Here is a 19060-nt window from a genome sequence, read left to right on the forward strand (position 1 = left end):
GCTTGTTGAGCGACCCAAAGGTTCGGGCATTTGGTGGGTGAGATTGTATCACCTCGGCCGCGAGCACTGGTTTGGGCCGCAAACGAGCAAGACAGCAGCCCGGACCTTTTATGAGCGGACCAAACGGGAACAGAGAGAGGAGCGATTCGACCCGGACCGGTATCACCGTCTTGCTCGAAAGACGACGCTAAAGGAATGGATCACGGAATATCTGGAGTCCATGACGGCCCGAAGCGAGCGCGAGCAGAATCGTTACGGGCGTTGGTGGATTAGGATATGGGGGCGAAAGCGGCTGGAGGAAATCACGACCGGAGACCTGATCCGCTTACAAGCCAAACTATTCAACAAGGGGAAGAAAGCCCCCGGCACCATCAACCGCTACTTTGCGTATCTCAAGCACCTTTACTATCTGGCACTTCGGGAAGGGAAGGTCGATAAAAATCCGGTGGTGGGCGTGAAGTTTTTCAAGGAGCCCCAAGGCCGCCTTCGTTATCTTACCGAGAACGAAGAACAACGCTTACGGGCGGTCATGAACCCGGAAGACTGGGCGCTCGTGGCCTTCGCTCTCAATACCGGGCTCCGGCGCTCCGAGCAATTCGGGTTGAAGTGGCAACATATCGATCAGGAAAACGCCGTGTTGACCATTCCCCGATCCAAGTCCGGTGAAACCCGTCATGTTCCCATGAATGAGGCCGTTCTGACGATCCTCAATAGTCTAACTTCCTGGATGACCTCTCCCTGGGTATTTCCTTCACCGGGTAATCCGGGAAGGCCGATGGATTCACAAAACTTCTATAATCGGGTTTATCTTCCGGCCCTAAAGGCGGCAAAAATCGAGGGAGCGGTCTGGCATACCCTACGGCATACCTTCGCTTCAAGGCTGGTCATGGCGGGGGTGGATTTAAGGACGGTTCAAGAATTAATGGGACATAAAGAAATCAAGATGACGCTTCGATACAGCCATCTGAGCCCTGGACACTTGAAAGAAGCCGTAGCGAGACTTGTTAAACCAAAGGACAGTTTGACCGATAAAACCCCTCAGACCCCCATTCCAACCGTGACTAAAACCGGAAATCTTGAAGAGTTCCCATTCCCCGTGCATCCGAACGTATTGAAAATAATGCGCGCCTGGAGGGAGTTGAACCCCCGACCTACAGATTCGAAGTCTGCCGCTCTATCCAGCTGAGCTACAGGCGCGTATTCATAATCCGATCAATAGAGCAATGGAACATTAGACCGCATTGTGAGCCTTCCCCATTGTTCCAATGTCGAATGCTCCAATGCTCTGAATTTTTGTCCGCGACCGGCGGACAAAAATTCTGGGGCGAGTGAGGGGAATTGAACCCCCAACCCCTGGTGCCACAGACCAGTGCTCTAACCATTGAGCTACACTCGCCGTATCATTTGAGAAGACTGTAAAAAGGAAATCCTAACCGCCGGCGGATCCGCGGAAACGCGAAAGCATTGTAACATAAACCTTCGCGCGCTGGGAAGGGGATATTGACAGCCTCTGCTTAAAGTCCTAAAATAATCAATATGGATGAACGAATATTCACATTAGGCGAGGCCAACAGCCTCGTTCCGGATCTGGAGGTCCTGCTTCTCGAGGTCCAAAAGATGCGGCGTTTCATTCTTCAGATCCGCCCCGAAATACAGAAAGCGCGGGAGCACATCGCGGGAAACGGCGGCTCCCCCCAGGGTCCCGCTTATCTGAAGGCCCTGGAGTATATCATGAAGCGCGTGGAGCGGATTCAGCAGATGGGCGTTGTGATCAAGGATCTGGAGAAAGGCCTCTGCGACTTTCCCTTCATGCTCGACGGCCGGATGGTCTATCTCTGCTGGAAGCTCGGAGAAGCGGAGATCGGGTGGTGGCATGAGACCGACACCGGGTATGGAAACCGAAAGCCCCTCGACGAAACCTCGTAATCCCCCGCGAAACGAAGCTCACGCTTCGGTGTGCCTTATAATCTTCCCCTCGACCAGGTAGACCACCAGCTCGGCGATGTTGGTGGCGTGATCGGCGATCCGTTCCAGGTATTTGGAGATGAAGCTGATCCGGATCGCCCGGGTCGTGGTCTGCGGGTCCTCGATCATGAAGGACAGGAGCTCGCGAAAGATCTGATGGTTCAGATCGTCGATCACGTCATCCGCCTTGCAGACGCTTCGGGCCAGCTCGGAATTCCGGTTGACGAAGGCGTCGAGGGACTCCTTGACCATTCGCAGGGCCTCCTGGGCCATCCGCGGAATATCGATGTAGGGCTTGAGCTGCGGCTCCTCGTTCAACTCGATGGACCGCTCCGAGATGTTCTCGGCCAGATCGCTCATGCGCTCCAGCTCGGTCGAGATCTTCATCGCGGTCGTGAGAAAACGGAGGTCCCCCGCCATGGGTTGGTGGAGGGCGATGAGCCGCAGACAGTCCTCGTCGATCTGGACGTCCATGGCATTGACCCGGTGGTCGTTCTCGATCACGTGCCGGGCCAGATCGGTGTCCCGTTCCACCAGGGCCTTGATCGCGTTGGTGATCTGCTCCTCGACCATGGCCCCCATCCGGAGGATTTTCTCCTTGAGCGTCGCGAGTTCTTCGTCAAAATGGCGCTGCATTATCCGAATCTCCCTGTTATGTAATCTTCCGTCCGTCGATCCTTGGGATTCGTGAAGATCTCGCGCGTCGCGCCGAACTCGATCAGTTCGCCCAGAAGAAAAAATCCCGTGTAGTCCGAAACCCGCGCGGCCTGCTGCATGTTGTGCGTCACGATCACGATCGTATACGAATTCTTGAGTCCCAATAACAGCTCTTCGATCCGCGCCGTGGCGATGGGATCGAGCGCCGAGCAGGGCTCGTCGAGCAAAAGAACCTCCGGGTCGGCGGCCACGGCCCGCGCGATGCAAAGCCGTTGCTGCTGCCCGCCGGAGAGGCTGGCGCCGGACTTGGGCAGCATGTCCTTCACCTCGTCCCAGAGGGCGGCCTGCTTCAGGGCCCGCTCGACCCGTTCGTCCAGAATCGACCGGCGGCGTATCCCGTTGAGCCGTAGCCCGGCCGCCACATTATCGTAAACGGACATCGTCGGGAAGGGGTTGGGCTTCTGAAACACCATCCCCACCCGGCGGCGGATCACCACCGGGTCCACCTTCGGCCCGTTGATATCGGTCCCGTCCAGGAGGATCGTGCCCGTCAATCTCGCGCCGGGCACGACCTCGTGCAGCCGGTTGAGGCAGCGGATAAAGGTCGACTTGCCGCAACCCGAGGGTCCGATCAGCGCGGTCACCTGGTGCTTGGAAATCGTCAACGTGACGTCCTTGAGGACATGGTGATTTCCAAACCAGGTGTTTAATTTTTCAATGATATAGACGGTCTTGTCCATGAACCGGTTTTCTACCCTTTCAATTGGCGATGCAGCAGCAATCGGGACAGGATGTTGGCCCCCAGGACCAGCATCAGCAGAACCATCCCGGCCGCCCAGGCCTGACGGTGCCAATCGTCATAGGGCGCGATGGCGTAGGTATAGATCATGACCGGCAGGGAGGCGATCGGCTCAAGCCATCCGCGGCTCCAGAACCGGTTGCTGAAGGCCGTGAACAGCAACGGGGCCGTCTCCCCGGCGACACGCGCCAAGTCTAACATAATTCCGGTCACGATGCCACGGAAGGCGGTCGGGATCACGATGAAACTGACCACCTTCCATTCCGTAAGCCCCAGCGCCAGCCCGGCCTCGCGGATCGAGGCCGGAACCAGTTTTAAAAATTCCTCCGAGCTTCTCACCGCGATCGGGATCATCATGATTCCCAGGGCCACTCCCCCGGCCAGGGTGGAGAAATGGCCCATCGGCAGCACCACGACGGTGTAGGCGAAGATCCCCATGACGATCGAGGGGATGCCGTTTAAGATATCGGCGGCATACCGGATCAGAAAACCGGCGGTGTTTTTCCGGCCGTATTCCGAAAGGTAGACCCCGCCGAGAAAGCCGATCGGAACGCCGATCAGGCTCGCCAGAAGCAGGAGCTTCACGGTTCCCACGATCGCGTTGGCCATCCCCCCGCCCGTCTCCCCGACCGGCTTGGGCAGCCGGGTGAAGAAGTCCCAGTCCAGGGCCGCAAATCCGTTATAGGTAATGTAGCCGAGAATGAAAAACAAAACCGCCAGGACCAACGCGGTGCAGACGGCCGTCAGGGTAAGCATGACGATGTTGGTCAGCCGGCGATGGGCCAAAAGGACGGAGTTCATTCCCTCACCTCGACCTTCGTGAAGACCTGGTAAATCATCAGTCGGGCCAGCGCATTGACCAGGATGGTGACGGCAAAGAGGACCAGTCCGATCTCGATCAGGGCCTGGAGGTACATGTCCGAGGTGGCTTCGGTGAATTCATTGGCGATGACCGCGGCCATGGTGTAGCCCGGCTCAAAAAGGGACAGCTTGATCTCGGGACGATTGCCGATCACCATGGTCACGGCCATGGTTTCACCCAGGGCACGGGCCAGCGCCAGAAAAATCGAGCCCATGATTCCGGATCGGGCGTAGGGAAGCACCGCGATCCGGACCATCTCCCACTTCGTCGCCCCCAGCGAAAGGACCGCCTCCCGTTGGGCCAGCGGCACCGCCATCAAAATTTCCCGCGAGACGGAGACGATGAACGGGACCACCATGACGGCGAGCACGATTCCGGCCGTGAGCATTCCCACCCCGTAGGGGGCGCCCTGGAAAAGCGGCAAAAATCCGAGCGTGCCCGAAAGCGCCGGCTCCAGATGGTTGCGGACCCAGGGGACGAGCACGAAGATCCCGGCCAGCCCGTAGATCACGCTCGGAATCGCGGCCAGAAGCTCGACCAAAAACGTGACGGGGTCGGAAAGCCAACGGGGCGCGAGCTCGGAAAGAAAGATCGCGACCCCCAACCCGACCGGAACCGCGATCAGGAGGGAGAGCGCCGAAGTGACCAGTGTTCCGTAAAGAAACGGAAGGGCGCCGAACTGCTCCGCGACCGGGTCCCAGGTCGTCCCCCAAAGAAAAGACCATCCGAACTTCTGGATCGGCAGACGCGAATTCCAGAGCAATTCATAGGCGATGACGCCCGTGATCACCAGGACGGACAGGGCCACGGTCAACACCGTGGCCCTGAAAAGACGGTCGGCCGGGCTGACGCCCGGCCGACCCGCCATCGTCAAACTGAAGGGACTAATACTTGATCTTGCCAAGCGCTTTCTCCTCCATGGCCACCACTTCTTTCGGAAGCGGCGCATACAGAAGGCCCGGAGCAAACTTCTGGCCGTCCGTCATCATCCATTTCAGAAATCCCGTGATCGCCTTTCCTTTCTTCGGATCGTCGATCTTTTCCGGAATCAGGAGCCAGGTGAAGCTCGCGATCGGATAGGTCTCCGGACCCGGGGCGTTCGTGATCGAGACCCGGAAGTCGGCCGGCATTTCCTTGGCCGCACCGGCCGCGGCATGCGTCACCGACTCGAGACTGGCCTTGACGAACTTGCCCGCCGAATTCTGGACCACCCCGTAATCGATCTTGTTCTGGGCGGCGTAGATCAGCTCGACGTAACCGATGGAGTAGGGGGTCTGCTTCACCAACCCGGACACCCCTTCGTTTCCCTTCCCGCCCAAGCCGACCGGCCAGTTGACCGAAGTTCCTACGCCGACCTTCTCCTTCCATTCCGGGCTGACCTTGGAAAGATAGTCGACCCAGATATAGGTCGTCCCGGAACCGTCCGAGCGGTGGACCACGACGATCTGTTTGTCCGGCAGATTCACGCCCGGGTTGATTCCCGCGATGGCGGGATCGTTCCATTTCGTGATCTTCCCGAGAAAGATATCGGCCAGGTTCTTCCCGGTGAATTTGAGCTCGGCGGTGACCCCAGGAATATTATAGGTGGGAACATCCGCGCCCATCACGGTCGGGAAATGGAGCAGGAAAACCTTCGCCTTCTGGAGCTGTTCATCGGTCATGGGACCGTCCGACGCTCCGAAATCGACCGTCAATTCGGAGGCCTGCTTGATCCCCCCGCCGGAACCGATGGACTGGTAATTGATGTGAACATCCGGATGCATCTTGGCGTACTCGTCAAACCATTTTGAATAGATCGGATACGGGAAAGTGGCCCCCGCCGCGTTGATCAGCATCGTCTCGGCCCAGGCCGGCGCCGCCAGGCCGATCACCATAACTAGGATGACGGCCTTCATCCCGAATAATTTTTCCTTAAGTATGCGCATAATAGAACCTCCTTATTATAAATATTCTCTTGTTACATCCATGTTACGTCCGTATCACATCCGCGTTAAATCCAGTGGCCCACGGACTAAAACTTGACCGAAAAATCAAGCTGGATCCGGTTAAATGACGGATTGGGATTGCTCCCCGGAACCGCCGTCGTCGCCAGGTCCTTCTTGATCATCTTCGTGTTGAAATATTTCAGCTTTACCTGAGTCGCGCTCGTGAAATTATAGGCCGCCCAGAGGGTGTGCCCCTTCCGGTTGGTGCCGCCGTTCGGGCCGAAATCCGAATCGTTCAGATCGGCCAATGTGGCATCCGCCTCAATCGCCCGATACTCGTAGGCCACCTCATAGGTGTTCGCGGCACTGGCGTTTCCGAGTTTAATCGCGGCTCCAAACCCCGTATCCTGGTTTTTGATACTGGGAGAGGTTTTCTGAACCGTGTCCTGTAGATTCTTTATCCCATCGAATGAAATCAGGATGGGAAGTCCGGCATTGAACTTGAGGGCGGCCGTCAAATCCACGACACTGAACGGATTGGCCAGGCAATTTGAAGATGCGGGAGTGGTATTGCACGCCCTTCGCGTGTTTCCATCCTGAAAAACCGCGGAGTTAAAATTCGTTTGTTGCCCGTTCGCAAGCGTGTATAGAAGCGCAGCCACATTAAATCCGATTTGGTCCATCTTCATCTCGGTTCCGATCTGCTCCCCGAGAAGCCATTGGCCATTCTTGCTGCCGGCATCGGAACTCTGGCCTCCGTCCAGGATGATCTGGCCCAGGTTTACAAAAACCTTTTGATTGTCCCCAAGCTTCAGGGCATACTGCTGGGCAAATCCTTCGGGATTGAGGTCGTCGTCAAATACGATCTCTCCGGTGGGCCAGTTGATAAAGAAAGGGTTGGTCATCTTCCCGCCCAGGACGTTGAGATCGGGAATCTGCTTCAGTTCGACATAGGCTTTGTCGATGAAGATGGCCTTTCCGGAAGAATTGCTCTGCATCGTCTGGTTGGTCGAGACCTGCTGCCCGGATCCCGAGGCCACCCGGAAATGCACGAAGGTTTTGCCTTCCTGAATATCCGCCCCGATCCGTAGACGGAATCGCTGGCGATTGAGATCCTTCGAGTTGTTGGAATTTCCCGGATACCACATCGTCTCTTCCCGAAGGCGGATGTCGCCGTATAAGGTAATCTTGTCGATGAAGGGGACGATCTCCCGCTTCTGAAGCGAATCGGCCTCTTCCTTTGTAATGGTCCCTTTCTTGATCAACAAATCCGTCAGATCATCCGCGGCCTTCACGGGCAGCGGCAAAAGAAAACCAACAACGATTGCCAAAATCAGGCTCTTCAAATGGGACATCTTCATATAGTCTCCTTTCCTCCTTTTTAGGGTGAACTTGGTTTTCAGTTCAGGTTTCTATTCTTGCGTGCTCTGTAATAATTCCGAATAATCGAAAGGTCCGTAATTGATTAATGCCGGATAAAATAATATGTATTAGGCCGGCGGAAGGCTCAGCCGATGGCCCGAGCCACTTCCCGTAGGATCGCCTTCATCAGACTGGGCTTGACCTTTTTTCCGGGTTTGTCTTTATGCGGCATTGCGCATCACCTCCTTCTTCATTTTTGTTGAGCGAAAGATTACAAAGCACAGATGAACGGTTTATGATGGCTATGTTACATGGAAGTTAATTTATGATGGGGGGAAGGGTCGCGACAGGGGGCGGGCACGGCCCAAGAGGGAGCGGAAAGATCGCCTGATCGTTAGGCCTTCGGAAAAACAACCCGCTATTTAATGTCGATCAGTTTCGCTTGGGGAGCGGTTCTCGGCCTCAAGCTTAAGAAGGAACCGATCGCCTTAAGAAGATAATCCTGATAAAGGGGGCAACGGAGATGCTGTTCCGTCGCGCAGTATTCATCCGTCTCAAACTCGCTCGGGCTGTATCGGGGTTCAACGACGTCGCAGGAGTTGTCGTGGTGTATCATATGGGGACAATGCATGTGTTTGATCTCCTCTCCTCCGGTCCTGGGCCGCATCTTGTTCTTTCGCAGGATGGCCATAGTTGAATCCTCCTCCCCGAAACCCCCGCCTTTTCTCCTGTACGTGAGCAGTCTAAACGGGATTTATTAACACCGGATCAAGGGTTTGTAAATCGCGTGTAAAATCTGCCGGGTCCCAAGGTCGACGAGGCCGCAGGTTTGGACGGCGACGATGAAATCGGTTCTGTCGATAGGCAAGTAATGAATGATCCACTGGACACGGACCGTTTTTAAAAATATACTTCGGCTAGAGTAAGAAGGGCCTCTCTTCCGATCCGGTCGGTCGGGCCGATGGAACACCGAAGCAGATCTCCTCTACGCATCATTCCGTATTCCAAACGGCGAATCCTGCGCAAGACAGTCTGCACAAGTTGAAGGGGAATACATTCTTCAACACGAATCGTCTTTCAACACCAAACAAGGAGGATCAAAAATGGCACTCTTGGACAATGGTTTCAGGGGCAATCTGTTGACGGGGCTTGCGATCGGGATCGGGGCCGCCATTTTAGCGCCGGTCGTTATACCCGCGGTGGCTGCCGTGGCCAAACCCCTGGCCAAAGCCGCTCTTAAAGGGGGGATCCTGCTTTACGATCGGGGCAAGGAGGCCGTGGCCGAAGCGGGCGAGGTGATCGAGGATCTCATGGCCGAGACCAAGGCCGAAATCGCGGAGGCCCGTAAAGAAGCCGTCACTGTGGCGGAAACACAAAGCGGAACAAATAGCTGATGCTTCCTGAGGCTTACATCACCCATGCCACGAAAGGCCGGGTCAGGTTTAAGATCCCCTCAAAAAAAGGGAACCGGGCCTTTTTTTCGGCTCTGAAAGATAAACTGCCCCCTTCCGGCGAAATTCCAGGGGTTCAACGAATCGAGATGAATCCGGCCACGGGAAGTGTCCTTATCGTTCATGATCTGGATTTCAAGGCGATGGATTTGACGATATTCTCCGGCCATCTTGAGCAGATGGGTCTATTTAAACTCAGGGCGAACGGTATCCCCGGAACCCCCGTATCCCAGAATATCGCCAGGACGTTTAAAGGGGTCAATCAACAGATTAAGGATTTCACGAGCGGGGAGGTCGATCTCCAATCTCTGGCCTTGCTCGGCCTGCTTGGTCTTGGGCTCTATCAGATCAGCCGCGGGCAGTTCATGATCCCTGCCATTTCAGCCTTTTGGTATGCCGCCACACTCCTGAAGGAAGGAGAGATACTTAAAGAAGAAGGAGAGATACTTAAAGAATTCAGGAAGGATCAACCGGCACAAAAAAGGAATCAATAATCAACAATCAAAAACCTGGAGGTCTAAGATGTCAGCAGAACAGATCCAAAGTGGAGTAGAAGAAAAGATCGGCAAGGCCGGAACCACGGTTAGAACAGGCATCATCGGCAGCCTGAAAGGACTCAATGACATCGAGACCGAGATCGTGAGTCTCGTCAGAAATACCGTATCCGACACCCTTAAAGCCACCGGAACGGTCGCGAACGAAGGCCTCGTTGTGACAAAGGACGTGATCAAGGGGGCCATCCAGGCCTCCGAAGAGGTCGGCACCGGTCTGATTTTGAGCACAAAGAGCGTGGCGAAAGGCGTGGTGATGGGGGTGAACGATGTCGGCGGCGACATTGTAACGGCCGCCGGGCATACTGTCAAAGTCGCCGTGAAGGGCGCGGCCGATGTCGGGGCGGACGTTTCCCAGGTTGCCCGAAAGGCCGTGGACGGAACCATTGAGGCCGCGAAGGAGATCGGCGGGGATGTCGAACATGTCACGAAAGCGGCTGTCGGGGGAGCGATCGAGGCGGCCGGCTCAATTGGAAAGACCGCCGTCCGAACCGTCACGGATTTGCTCGTCGGCGTAGTGGAAGGGGTAAAAGAGGTGGCCACCGCCGCTTTACCGACAACCCGATCCAAACCCGCCGGAAAAGAGGGCCGAACGGGAGAGAGCGCCCCGAGAGCTCGTGGGAAAAGTTAAGCCCAACCAATTTGAATAACGATAATCGATGGGGGCCTGCGAGAACCCTGTGGTCCAAACCGTTCATACCGCGGTAAAAGGCCGGGCCAGGTTTAAGGTACTTGGGCTTTACCGCTCCGAGGCGCTTAAACGGCGGCTTGAATACAGCCTGTCAAATTTCGATGGGATCAGTCAGGTCTCCGCCAGCGCCCTCACCGGAAATGTTCTAGTCGTCTTCAATTCCGGCGCCACTCCCCTCCAGATCGCCTCCCTGATCGTTGCGATCGCCTCCTCGTCTCATCCAGATAAGAATCATCAAAGCCCGACTTCGACGGATCCTCCGGATCCGAAGGAAGGGGAGGCCCCGCCCTCGAATCAAAATCCACTGGCATCCGTCGGAAAGCGGCTGGCCGATCTTCTGCCTCATCGGAAGGAGATCGAGGCCCAGCCGTGGCATCTGATCGAAGCGGACCGGATTATCGTCTCGCTGAAGACATCCCGGTCCTCCGGCCTGTCCGAAGTAGCCGCGACTGACCAACTGCGTCAATACGGCCCGAACCTCCTTCCCGAAGCGGTTCCCCGGTCTGCGTTCGGCATTTTTATCGACCAGTTCAAATCGCTGCCCAACCTCCTTCTGGGCACGGCCGCCGGGCTATCGATCGTCACGGGGGGGGTGTCGGATGCGGTGATCATCCTGGGAGTGGTCATCATCAACGCCGCCATCGGTTACGCCACGGAAAGCCAGGCCGAAAAAACGATTCAGTCGCTCAAGGGCATGGTCCGACCGAGCGCGACCGTGATCCGGAACGGGAAATCACGGGAGATCAAGGCCGAAAGCATCGTGATGGGAGATATATTGGTTCTCAGACCCGGCAGTTACATCGCCGCCGATGCGCGGCTGGTCGAGGCCCAGCAGATGTACGTGGATGAGTCGGCGCTGACCGGCGAGAGCGTTCCGGTTCTCAAAACCTCCGCCCCGATGACCGCCGAAAATCTGCCCCTGGGTGATCGGCTCAACATGGTCTACATGGGGACCCTGGTGACCGGAGGCCAGGCACTGGCCGTCGTCGTCGCCACCGGAAAACAAACCGAGATGGGCCGCATCCAGATCTTATTAGGAGAGGCGGAGTCGCCCGAGACCCCGATGGAACGTCAACTCGGCCGGATGAGCAACCGGCTGGTCCTGATCAGCACCACCGTGTGCGGCCTGGTCTTCGGCATCGGCCTGCTACGCGGGCAAGGCCTGCTGCATATGCTCAAGACCGCCATTTCCCTGGCGGTCGCGGCCGTGCCGGAGGGGCTTCCCACCGTGGCCACGACCACGCTGGCGCTGGGCATTCGCAATATGAAACGTCACCATGTCTTGATTCGCCACCTGGAGGCGGTCGAAACCCTCGGCGCCGTTCAGACGATCTGCCTGGACAAAACCGGAACGATCACCCTGAACCGGATGTCGGTGGTGGAGATCCATGTCGGCGAAAAGCGGATCCAGGTCTCGGACGGTCGATTCCGGTCGGGCGAGGAGGCCATCAACCCCTTCGCTTTGGATGAGCTGTTGAGGATGATTCACGTTTGCGCCCTTTGCAACGAGTCCGCGGCAGTCCTGCAAGGGGGAGAATATCTTTTGCAAGGCTCACCCACGGAGAACTCCCTTCTCCAGATGGCGATCAGCTCCGGGGTGGATGTATTGAAACTGCGGGAACGGTATCCGATCCTTCAAGTGGGCCACCGTTCCGAAAATCGGAATTTCATGAGCACCCTGCATATCTCGGCCGATACCGAGGCCACGGGACCCCTCCATCTCCTGGCCGTCAAGGGAAACCCGGTCGAGGTACTGGGCCTGTGCCGCTACCGCATGAACAACGGGCAGATACTCCCGTTGACCGACGAGGACCGTTTGAAGATCCAGACGGAAAACGAAGGCCTCTCGGGCCAGGCGCTTCGCGTTCTCGGGATTGCCTACGGCCTCTTGCATCCCGAGGAGGCGGGATACGGCAAGGGGCTGATCTGGCTGGGCCATATCGCAATGGCCGATCCCGTCCGGAAAGGAGTCAAAGAACTTATCGGGGATTTCCACCGGGCCGGCATCGAAACCGCCATGATCACCGGGGACCAGAGCTCGACCGCCTACGCGATTGGAAAAGAACTGGCCCTCAGCGGCGATCGGCCGCTTTCGATCCTGGACTCGACCCACCTGACCGATGTCGCCCCGGAGGCGATCATCGGGATTTCAAAACAGGTCCATGTGTTCGCAAGGGTCAGCCCCTCCCACAAACTCCAGATTGTTCAGGCCCTGCAGAAGGCCGGGAGGGTCGTGGCGATGACCGGGGACGGCATCAACGACGGGCCGGCCCTCAAGGCCGCCGACATTGGAATTGCCATGGGGCATTCCGGAACGGACGTCGCGCGCGAGGTGGCCGACGTGATCATCGAGGACGACAACCTGGAAACGATGATCCTCGCCGTCAGCCACGGCCGGACGATCTATAACAATATCCGGAAGTCGGTGCATTATCTTCTGGCGACCAACATGAGCGAGATTATGGTCGTCTCCGGAGCGATCTCGTTCGGACTGGGCGAGCCATTGAATTCCATGCAACTGCTTTGGATCAACCTGATGTCGGACGTTTTCCCGGCCTTGGGGCTGGCGCTGGAACCGCCGGAACCCGACGTGCTGAGCCGGCCTCCGCGAAACCCCGAGGAGCAGATCGTTCAGTTATCCGATTTTAAGCGAATCACCTCGGAAGCGGCCGTCCTTTCGGCCGGCGCCTTCGGTGCGTATGGCTATGGGATCCTACGATACGGGATGGGCCCGAAGGCCAGCACCCTGGCCTTCACGAGCCTGACGGTGGGACAGTTGTTGCACGCACTGAGCTGCCGTTCCGAAACACACAGCCTGTTCGATCCGATCCGCTCGACCGAGGGGCCGCCCTTGCGGCCGAACCCGTATCTCTACTGGGCCATCGGCGGCTCCGTCGCGCTTCAGGTTCTGACCTTGACCATCCCGGGATTGCGGGGGCTGCTGGGCCTTACACCCGTCGGTCTTTTGGACGGGTTCGTGATCGGGGGGACCGCGGCCGTTCCCTTGCTCGTCAATGAAATGACCAAGGGGAAGACGACCCGTTTCCCGCATCCGGAACCCGAGAAACCGGGAGGGGCTCCATGAAAGAAGATTTTATGTTCACATCCGAATCGGTGACCGAGGGTCATCCCGATAAGCTCTGCGATCAGATCAGCGACGCGATCGTGGATCGCTTCCTTCAGCAGGATCCTTACGCGAGCGTGATCGCGGAATGCGCCGTTTCGACGGCGATCGCGTTTGTCGCCGCCCGGTTTCGTTCGACGGCCACCGTGGATTTCGCCACCGTCGCCCGGGAAGTGATCAGCGGGGTGGGATACGAACACCACGCCTTCAACGGTCGAACCTGCAGCATCGTGACCAGCCTGGCGGAACTCCCGATGGCCGAGCGGAATTACAGGGACGAATCGGATCTCACCGAACAGGAGCTGGAGCGGATGCCCGCCCGAAATCAAGTGACGGTTTTCGGGTTCGCCTGCCGTCAAACGCCGTCCCTGATCCCGCTCCCGATCTGGCTGGCCCACAAACTCGCACGGCAACTGACTTCGGTCCGCGTCAAATCAACGCTCCCCTATCTCGCCCCGGATGGAAAAACCCAGGTGGGGATCGAATACCGGAAACGGCGGCCCTACCGGATTCACAGCCTCACCGTGATCGCCAGCCAGAATCGGCCTTCGGAACCCGACCTCAAAAAGCTCACCGAGGACATCCGGGAGACGGTCATCGGGCCCGTCTTCTCCGACGAACCGATTCGCCCGGACGATCAAACCCGGATCTTCGTCAATCCGGACGGTCCCTTTATTGTCGGCGGTCCTTCGATCCATTCCGGTCTGACCGGAAGGAAGAACGCCATCGACACCTACGGAGAGTATTCCCGTCACAGCGGCGCGGCCCTGAGCGGAAAAGATCCGACCCGGATCGATCGCGTCGGGGCCTACGTGGCCCGATACGCGGCGAAAAATGTCGTGGCGGCCGGCATCGCGGAGGAGTGCGAGGTACAGCTCAGCTATTCGATCGGGTCGTCCCGGCCGGTCAGCATCCAGGTCCAGACCTTCGGGACCGGGCGCGTCCCGGACTCCGAGATCTCCTCCCGGCTGGAAGAGAATTTCGATTTTCGTCCGGCCGGGATCATCCGGGCCTTCCGGCTCCGCCATCTCCCCTCGGCCTTCAAAGACGGGTTTTACAGAAAACTGGCGGCCTACGGCCACGTCGGAAGAACCGATATGGATCTTCCCTGGGAGCGGACCGATCGTACAAACGTTTTCAAAACCGCATGACGGGTTTTCATTATAAAAAATAATAGCGGCTCCAAATGAAGGAGGACATCATGGTGGCGATTGCGGTCTCGGAAAACGACTCGGAAGAATTTCAAAATCTCTCGAACATTGAGGACCTGGCCCGGGAACTCGGCGCCACCGTGGAGGAGATCCATTTCTATTATGAGGCGGCCATGAAGGAATTAAAGCCCAATGCAAGGATCAAGGCCTTCCTGCCGATTCTCGCCGGCCGCCAGGTCCGGGAGATCGTTTTGGAAAAGAAGATTCGGATCAACGTTCCGGATACTCAGCCCGCTCCGAACGTTTGAAGGAGGACCTCGGTGAATGGGGTAAACGAAGCGCAACAAACGGTCCCGCCGTCGGAGCAAACTCCCGCCCCGGAAAAATTGGTGATCAAAAACAACACCGGCGAACGGTCTGTGTTGGCCAAGTGGCTTCGCGGGGGGGCGATCGCGGCCCGAATCGTTTTCTTCATCGCCTGCGGGGCCGCCGCCATCATCCTGGAACGACTCCTAGGCCTTTTAAAACCCGCGGACGGCGACCATGCCCGGAGTCTCTCCACCCCTTCCGACGGCCGGAAGGTTCGAGGCGGCCCGGAAAGAATCAAAGTGCCGGTGTTCCCGATCGACAACTACAACCACCTGGACGCGAGCCAGGTGATGAGCCGACTGGCCGGGCTCTCCCGCGAGCAGCTTGGGATGATCCGGTCGCATGAAGCCCGTCAGAAAAACCGGGGAGATGTCCTGGAGGCCATCGACCGTCAACTCGCGGACGGGCGCTGATGCGCATCATCCTCTTCACCGGAAAAGGGGGCGTTGGAAAGACGACCCTGGCCGCGGCGACCGCCCTGAAGGCCGCCGCCTTGGGCCATAAGACATTGGTGATCAGTACGGATGTGGCTCACAGTCTCGCCGACTCTTTGGCCCTCCCCCTGTCCAACGATCCGAGGCCGGTCGGGCCGCCGGAACTGTTTGCGGCCGAACTCGACACCGGAGAAGAACTGGAACGATATTGGGGCAAAATAAAAAGGCGAATCGCCTCGCTTCTCCAGAGCTCCGGGCTGGAGTCCGCGATCGCCGGCGAAATGGCCATCCTTCCCGGGCTGGATGAAATCCTGAGTCTGGTTCGTATCAAGAAATATTTCGATGAAGGCCGGTTCGACGTCCTGATCATCGACAGCGCGCCGACCGGCGCGGCGATGCGGCTGCTGGGCGCCCCGGATCTCGGCCGCTTATACATCAAAAACATCCTGGATTTTTCACGGGGAATCGGCAACGTCTTCGTGCCCTTGCTTCAGGCCTTTCAGCGCAAGTCCGCCACCGAACACAGTGTCCCGGATCAAATCCAGAAGCTGTTCGACCAGGTCGAGGCCTTGCGGCGCATCCTGGCCGACCCGGCCCTGAGCTCCGTTCGCCTGGTCCTCAATCCCGACCGGATGGCCATTCTGGAAACCCAGAGGGCCTTCACCTTCTTCAGTTTGTACGGACTGACCGTGGATGCCCTCTTCATCAACCGGGTCCTTCCGCCCCAGATTTCGGACCCCTATCTGACCTCCTGGAAGGAGAAGCAATCCGATTACCGCCGGATGATCGCCGAGTCGTTCTCACCCCTGACCCCGTTTGAAGTTCCCTTGATGCCGGAGGAAGTGACCGGGATTCCGGCCCTGACGTTATTGGGCGACAATCTCTACGGCCAGAAAGACCCGGTTCAACGTTTCTCGGAAGCCCAACCCCTGACATTTGAATTGCGAAACGGCGAATATATTTTGTCCCTCCGGCTGGTCGGGGTTCAGGGAAGCGATATCGATCTGGAGAAATGCGGAGACGAATTGCGCGTTCAAGTCGGACGACACAAACGCGCCATTGCCCTCCCCCAATACCTGGCCGGGCTGACCCCGACATCGGCCAGCCTGGACGGAGGGTATTTGAAAATCATCTTTAAGGAATAGCTTTCCCCAGCCAACCCCGCCGGGAGCCGTCCCGCGAGGAACGCGAGCGGAAGGGGGCGACGCGAGGCCCTCCCGGCGACAGGAGAACAGGATCCATGGACGCCTTTCTGATATCGATGGCGGTGATTGCCGCGGCGGAGTTCGGCGATAAAACCCAATTCCTCGCCTTGTTGTTCGGCGCACGTTTTCGACGCCCGCTCCCGATCATCCTGGGCATGCTGGGTTCCTCCATCGCCAATTACACCCTGGCCTGCACGCTTGGTCTCTGGCTCCGAAACCACCTGGACGGCTCGGTCCTTCACTGGATTCTGGGCGTTCTCCTCATCGCCGTCGCATTTTGGTTTCTGGTTCCGGATCGTTCGGAGGGGGAGCCGCGCATCTTCGGCCGGTTCGGCGCGTTCGGCACCGCATTCCTCACCTTCTTCCTGACAGAAATGGGCGACAAAACCCAGATTGCCGCCGTCATCCTCGCGGCGAAATTCAACGCGCTGATCCCCGTCATTATCGGGACTACGGTGGGGGTGATGTTGGTCAATGCCCCCATTATCGTTTTGGGAAACGCCGTCGGAACCCGGCTTCCGGTCCGTGCCGTGCGCCTTATCGGGGCGGGCATTTTCGGGGGGCTGGGCGTGCTTTCCCTGAGCGGATTCAGTTTTTAGGCGTGGGGTTGGCTCAGAATCCCCGGGCGCGGGACCGGGACCCTCGGAGCCGTCGGATTGAATAAGCGAGAAAGGGCGTTTGAAAACAGGCGGACGACGGAAGGAACGGCGCGGCGCGTTATATCAAGACGGCGAGGAACGACAAGGCGGAACCCTGAAAGGCCTGCTCGACGAGGAAACCGGCCAGCGCTTTCCAAAGGATCCCGCCGGTTCGGGCCGCCGCTTCATAAACGTGCTGATCGTTGGTGACGGCTTTGGAAAGGTCGAAATAGCCCGCCGCCACGAGCGAGTCCAGGATCGATTTCGAAGAAACCGTTTTCGGATCGTAATGGATCACGGCGCTGCCGGTCACCGTATTGATCTCCGCGCTTTCGATCCCCTGGATCTCTCCCAAGAGTCTCTTGATCTCCCGAGCGGCCGGCAGGCTTCTCTTCATCAGGGGGGTCTTCACCCTCAATCGTCCCTGAACGTGGTGGATATAGTAGCTCATCCCGTTTTTCCTCCTGATGGGCGATCCCTAGGCGGGGATCAATAAGCGGAATCCCCCGGGTTCGGGTTCCTCAAGACGATCGATCTTTTTAAACGTCTTGCATGCCGGATAATCGGAACACCGGAACCGAACCAAACCGGCTTCTCTCTTATAGAGATGCATCGGCTCCCGGCAGACCGGGCAGTCGGGCCTGTTCATGACCTCGGCCCGTTTCGCCCCGACCGTGAATTGTCTCCCGCACATCAAACACTGAAGGCGTCGTTTACCGGTCCACGCCCTCCCGTATCGATAATTCACCTTGGAGCCGCAGGCGGGACATTGGTTCTCGGATCGTTTGGTATAGGCCATATTACGCACTTTACCACTTTAAAGGAGCCTTGTTAAGTTTCTCTCAAGGCCCCGTTAAATCCGTGTTAATTCCGCCCCGCGCCCCGAACGTAGAAGCCGCCGGGTCATCCCTTGTCCTCCCGCGCTTCCAGTTTGTACCCGACGCCGTGCACGGTCAGCAGAATTTGCGGACGGTCCGGATCCGGCTCGATCTTCTGCCTCAGCGCGTAAATATGCACATCCAGGTTGTGTTCCTCGATAAACCGGTCTTTTTCCCAAAGCGCCGTGATGAGTTGGTCGCGGGTAAAAACCTTTCCGGAATGCTCCGCCAAATAAGCGAGCAGCGAAAATTCGATCGGGGTCAATGCGATCGGCCGGCCGTGCTTGCGCACCTCGTGCCGCTCCAGATCGATGGTCAAAGGTCCGAGCCTCCGAAGCGCCTTCGGCTTGTTCTCGCTGCTCATCTGGCTTCGCCGCAGCAGGGCCCGGACACGGGAGACCACCTCCTTCAGACTGAACGGCTTGGTCATGTAATCGTCCGCTCCAAGCTCGAGCCCGCGGAGGCGGTTTTCTTCCTGTCCAAGCAGGGTGAGAATGAGAAGGGGAATGGCCTTGGTCTTGGGATGGCTTTTGAGCGATCGGCAAAGCGTCCACCCATCCAACTCGGGAACGATCAACTCTGAAATGATCAATGCGGGGGGTACGGATTGGGCCTCCGCCAATCCCCGCTTCCCGTCCAAGGCAATCCGCACCTGATAGTAATATTTTTCCAGCTCTTGCTTGAGAAGTCCTGCGGTGTTCGGATCGCTCTCGATGACCAGGATGTCTTTATGAGAAGAATCTATGTCGGCCGCAATCGGATTTTTCATTTTTTGTAAGGAGCCTACCGAAAATTTGTTGCCGAGGAATCAAGATAACGTTAACTCGGCGTAACAAAGTCAACCCGTGAACGAACGCGGCCCAAGTCATCCTGGTCGGAGGAACAGGCCGCCTCGGCAGGCGGAGCAGTTCGAAACCGGACAACCTGGGCCGTGTCTTTTTATCCGTGATCGGGTCTGATTCAAGGGAACCGTAAGGCCAATGTACAGATCGACTGTT

At 57.7% G+C, this 19060-nt stretch carries 20 protein-coding genes and 2 tRNA genes; 10 read left to right on the top strand and 12 right to left on the bottom strand.

Going from position 1 to position 19060, the window contains the following annotated elements:
• Positions 1-1123: 1123 nt before the first annotated feature.
• Together VMN77_12290 and VMN77_12295 are read right to left on the bottom strand one after the other, a co-directional pair.
• Positions 1124-1197 (bottom strand) — tRNA-Arg (locus VMN77_12290).
• A gap of 123 nt (positions 1198-1320) precedes the next feature.
• Positions 1321-1396, bottom strand: a tRNA-His gene (locus tag VMN77_12295).
• 140 nt (positions 1397-1536) lie between these two features.
• Here VMN77_12295 and VMN77_12300 point away from each other — a divergent pair.
• Complete coding sequence (locus tag VMN77_12300) at positions 1537-1926, top strand: DUF2203 domain-containing protein (protein HTN44565.1); 390 nt, start codon at positions 1537-1539, stop codon at positions 1924-1926.
• Positions 1927-1944: 18 nt separating this feature from the next.
• Here the strand turns inward: VMN77_12300 and phoU are convergent, their stop codons facing one another.
• The 7 genes from phoU to VMN77_12335 form a co-directional block, all read right to left on the bottom strand.
• Positions 1945-2601 (bottom strand): phosphate signaling complex protein PhoU, encoded by a 657-nt coding sequence (gene phoU / locus VMN77_12305; protein ID HTN44566.1) that lies wholly within the window; start codon positions 2599-2601, stop codon positions 1945-1947.
• Positions 2601-3362, bottom strand: a complete 762-nt coding sequence (pstB, locus tag VMN77_12310) for a phosphate ABC transporter ATP-binding protein PstB (protein ID HTN44567.1) — start codon at positions 3360-3362, stop codon at positions 2601-2603. The genes phoU and pstB overlap by 1 nt, the downstream gene beginning before the upstream one ends.
• 11 nt (positions 3363-3373) lie before the next feature.
• Entirely contained in the window at positions 3374-4222 is an 849-nt protein-coding gene (gene pstA / locus VMN77_12315) for a phosphate ABC transporter permease PstA (GenBank protein ID HTN44568.1), read from the bottom strand.
• Entirely contained in the window at positions 4219-5187 is a 969-nt protein-coding gene (gene pstC / locus VMN77_12320; GenBank protein HTN44569.1) for a phosphate ABC transporter permease subunit PstC, read from the bottom strand. Before pstC ends, pstA begins: the two co-directional genes overlap by 4 nt.
• Positions 5168-6208, bottom strand: coding sequence for a phosphate ABC transporter substrate-binding protein PstS (gene pstS / locus VMN77_12325; protein ID HTN44570.1), 1041 nt, complete (start codon positions 6206-6208; stop codon positions 5168-5170). Before pstS ends, pstC begins: the two co-directional genes overlap by 20 nt.
• 86 nt (positions 6209-6294) lie before the next feature.
• Positions 6295-7569 carry a putative porin gene (locus VMN77_12330; protein ID HTN44571.1) on the bottom strand — a complete coding sequence of 425 codons (1275 nt, stop codon included), beginning with the start codon at positions 7567-7569 and terminating at the stop codon, positions 6295-6297.
• Positions 7570-7988: 419 nt separating this feature from the next.
• Entirely contained in the window at positions 7989-8261 is a 273-nt protein-coding gene (locus VMN77_12335; GenBank protein HTN44572.1) for a hypothetical protein, read from the bottom strand.
• Between the two features lie 412 nt (positions 8262-8673).
• On the opposite strand from VMN77_12335, the gene VMN77_12340 reads away from it, so the two are divergent.
• The 9 genes from VMN77_12340 to VMN77_12380 all read left to right on the top strand — a co-directional run bounded on the left by VMN77_12340 (position 8674) and on the right by VMN77_12380 (position 17145).
• Entirely contained in the window at positions 8674-8964 is a 291-nt protein-coding gene (locus tag VMN77_12340; GenBank protein ID HTN44573.1) for a DUF5132 domain-containing protein, read from the top strand.
• Positions 8964-9515: a hypothetical protein gene (locus tag VMN77_12345; GenBank protein HTN44574.1), complete on the top strand. Its 552-nt coding sequence runs from the start codon at positions 8964-8966 to the stop codon at positions 9513-9515. The genes VMN77_12340 and VMN77_12345 overlap by 1 nt, the downstream gene beginning before the upstream one ends.
• 28 nt (positions 9516-9543) lie before the next feature.
• Positions 9544-10203, top strand: coding sequence for a hypothetical protein (locus tag VMN77_12350; GenBank protein ID HTN44575.1), 660 nt, complete (start codon positions 9544-9546; stop codon positions 10201-10203).
• Between the two features lie 28 nt (positions 10204-10231).
• The gene (locus VMN77_12355) at positions 10232-13348 is read left to right on the top strand and encodes a cation-transporting P-type ATPase (GenBank protein ID HTN44576.1); all 3117 of its coding nucleotides are present in this window, start codon (positions 10232-10234) and stop codon (positions 13346-13348) included.
• On the top strand, positions 13345-14538 hold the full coding sequence (gene metK, locus VMN77_12360) for a methionine adenosyltransferase (protein ID HTN44577.1): 1194 nt from the start codon (positions 13345-13347) through the stop codon (positions 14536-14538). The genes VMN77_12355 and metK overlap by 4 nt, the downstream gene beginning before the upstream one ends.
• 50 nt (positions 14539-14588) lie before the next feature.
• Positions 14589-14846, top strand: a complete 258-nt coding sequence (locus VMN77_12365; GenBank protein ID HTN44578.1) for a DUF3562 domain-containing protein — start codon at positions 14589-14591, stop codon at positions 14844-14846.
• A gap of 12 nt (positions 14847-14858) precedes the next feature.
• A complete protein-coding gene (locus tag VMN77_12370; GenBank protein HTN44579.1) occupies positions 14859-15320 on the top strand; it encodes a hypothetical protein in 462 nt (153 codons plus the stop codon).
• Entirely contained in the window at positions 15320-16486 is a 1167-nt protein-coding gene (locus VMN77_12375; GenBank protein HTN44580.1) for a TRC40/GET3/ArsA family transport-energizing ATPase, read from the top strand. The genes VMN77_12370 and VMN77_12375 overlap by 1 nt, the downstream gene beginning before the upstream one ends.
• A 95-nt stretch (positions 16487-16581) precedes the next feature.
• Positions 16582-17145, top strand: coding sequence for a TMEM165/GDT1 family protein (locus VMN77_12380; protein HTN44581.1), 564 nt, complete (start codon positions 16582-16584; stop codon positions 17143-17145).
• 118 nt (positions 17146-17263) lie between these two features.
• On the opposite strand, the gene VMN77_12385 is transcribed toward VMN77_12380, so the two are convergent.
• From VMN77_12385 to VMN77_12395, 3 genes are all read right to left on the bottom strand, one after another.
• The gene (locus VMN77_12385) at positions 17264-17635 is read right to left on the bottom strand and encodes a cation transporter (GenBank protein HTN44582.1); all 372 of its coding nucleotides are present in this window, start codon (positions 17633-17635) and stop codon (positions 17264-17266) included.
• A 27-nt stretch (positions 17636-17662) separates the two neighbouring features.
• On the bottom strand, positions 17663-17983 hold the full coding sequence (locus VMN77_12390; protein HTN44583.1) for a topoisomerase DNA-binding C4 zinc finger domain-containing protein: 321 nt from the start codon (positions 17981-17983) through the stop codon (positions 17663-17665).
• Positions 17984-18087: 104 nt separating this feature from the next.
• A complete protein-coding gene (locus VMN77_12395; protein ID HTN44584.1) occupies positions 18088-18831 on the bottom strand; it encodes a response regulator transcription factor in 744 nt (247 codons plus the stop codon).
• Between the last annotated feature and the right edge of the window lie 229 nt (positions 18832-19060).

It is taken from the genome of Nitrospiria bacterium (assembly GCA_035498035.1).
GTDB lineage: Bacteria > Nitrospirota > Nitrospiria > JACQBZ01 > JACQBZ01 > JACQBZ01.

Excerpts from the sequence above, each read along its gene's own strand:
- VMN77_12300 (HTN44565.1), top strand. The coding sequence starts at position 1,537 with ATGGATGAACGAATATTCACATTAGGCGAGGCCAACAGCCTCGTTCCG.
- phoU (HTN44566.1), bottom strand. The coding sequence starts at position 2,601 with ATGCAGCGCCATTTTGACGAAGAACTCGCGACGCTCAAGGAGAAAATC.
- pstB (HTN44567.1), bottom strand. The coding sequence starts at position 3,362 with ATGGACAAGACCGTCTATATCATTGAAAAATTAAACACCTGGTTTGGA.
- pstA (HTN44568.1), bottom strand. The coding sequence starts at position 4,222 with ATGAACTCCGTCCTTTTGGCCCATCGCCGGCTGACCAACATCGTCATG.
- pstS (HTN44570.1), bottom strand. The coding sequence starts at position 6,208 with ATGCGCATACTTAAGGAAAAATTATTCGGGATGAAGGCCGTCATCCTA.
- VMN77_12330 (HTN44571.1), bottom strand. The coding sequence starts at position 7,569 with ATGAAGATGTCCCATTTGAAGAGCCTGATTTTGGCAATCGTTGTTGGT.
- VMN77_12335 (HTN44572.1), bottom strand. The coding sequence starts at position 8,261 with ATGGCCATCCTGCGAAAGAACAAGATGCGGCCCAGGACCGGAGGAGAG.
- VMN77_12340 (HTN44573.1), top strand. The coding sequence starts at position 8,674 with ATGGCACTCTTGGACAATGGTTTCAGGGGCAATCTGTTGACGGGGCTT.
- VMN77_12345 (HTN44574.1), top strand. The coding sequence starts at position 8,964 with ATGCTTCCTGAGGCTTACATCACCCATGCCACGAAAGGCCGGGTCAGG.
- VMN77_12350 (HTN44575.1), top strand. The coding sequence starts at position 9,544 with ATGTCAGCAGAACAGATCCAAAGTGGAGTAGAAGAAAAGATCGGCAAG.
- VMN77_12355 (HTN44576.1), top strand. The coding sequence starts at position 10,232 with ATGGGGGCCTGCGAGAACCCTGTGGTCCAAACCGTTCATACCGCGGTA.
- metK (HTN44577.1), top strand. The coding sequence starts at position 13,345 with ATGAAAGAAGATTTTATGTTCACATCCGAATCGGTGACCGAGGGTCAT.
- VMN77_12365 (HTN44578.1), top strand. The coding sequence starts at position 14,589 with ATGGTGGCGATTGCGGTCTCGGAAAACGACTCGGAAGAATTTCAAAAT.
- VMN77_12375 (HTN44580.1), top strand. The coding sequence starts at position 15,320 with ATGCGCATCATCCTCTTCACCGGAAAAGGGGGCGTTGGAAAGACGACC.
- VMN77_12380 (HTN44581.1), top strand. The coding sequence starts at position 16,582 with ATGGACGCCTTTCTGATATCGATGGCGGTGATTGCCGCGGCGGAGTTC.
- VMN77_12385 (HTN44582.1), bottom strand. The coding sequence starts at position 17,635 with ATGAGCTACTATATCCACCACGTTCAGGGACGATTGAGGGTGAAGACC.
- VMN77_12390 (HTN44583.1), bottom strand. The coding sequence starts at position 17,983 with ATGGCCTATACCAAACGATCCGAGAACCAATGTCCCGCCTGCGGCTCC.
- VMN77_12395 (HTN44584.1), bottom strand. The coding sequence starts at position 18,831 with ATGAAAAATCCGATTGCGGCCGACATAGATTCTTCTCATAAAGACATC.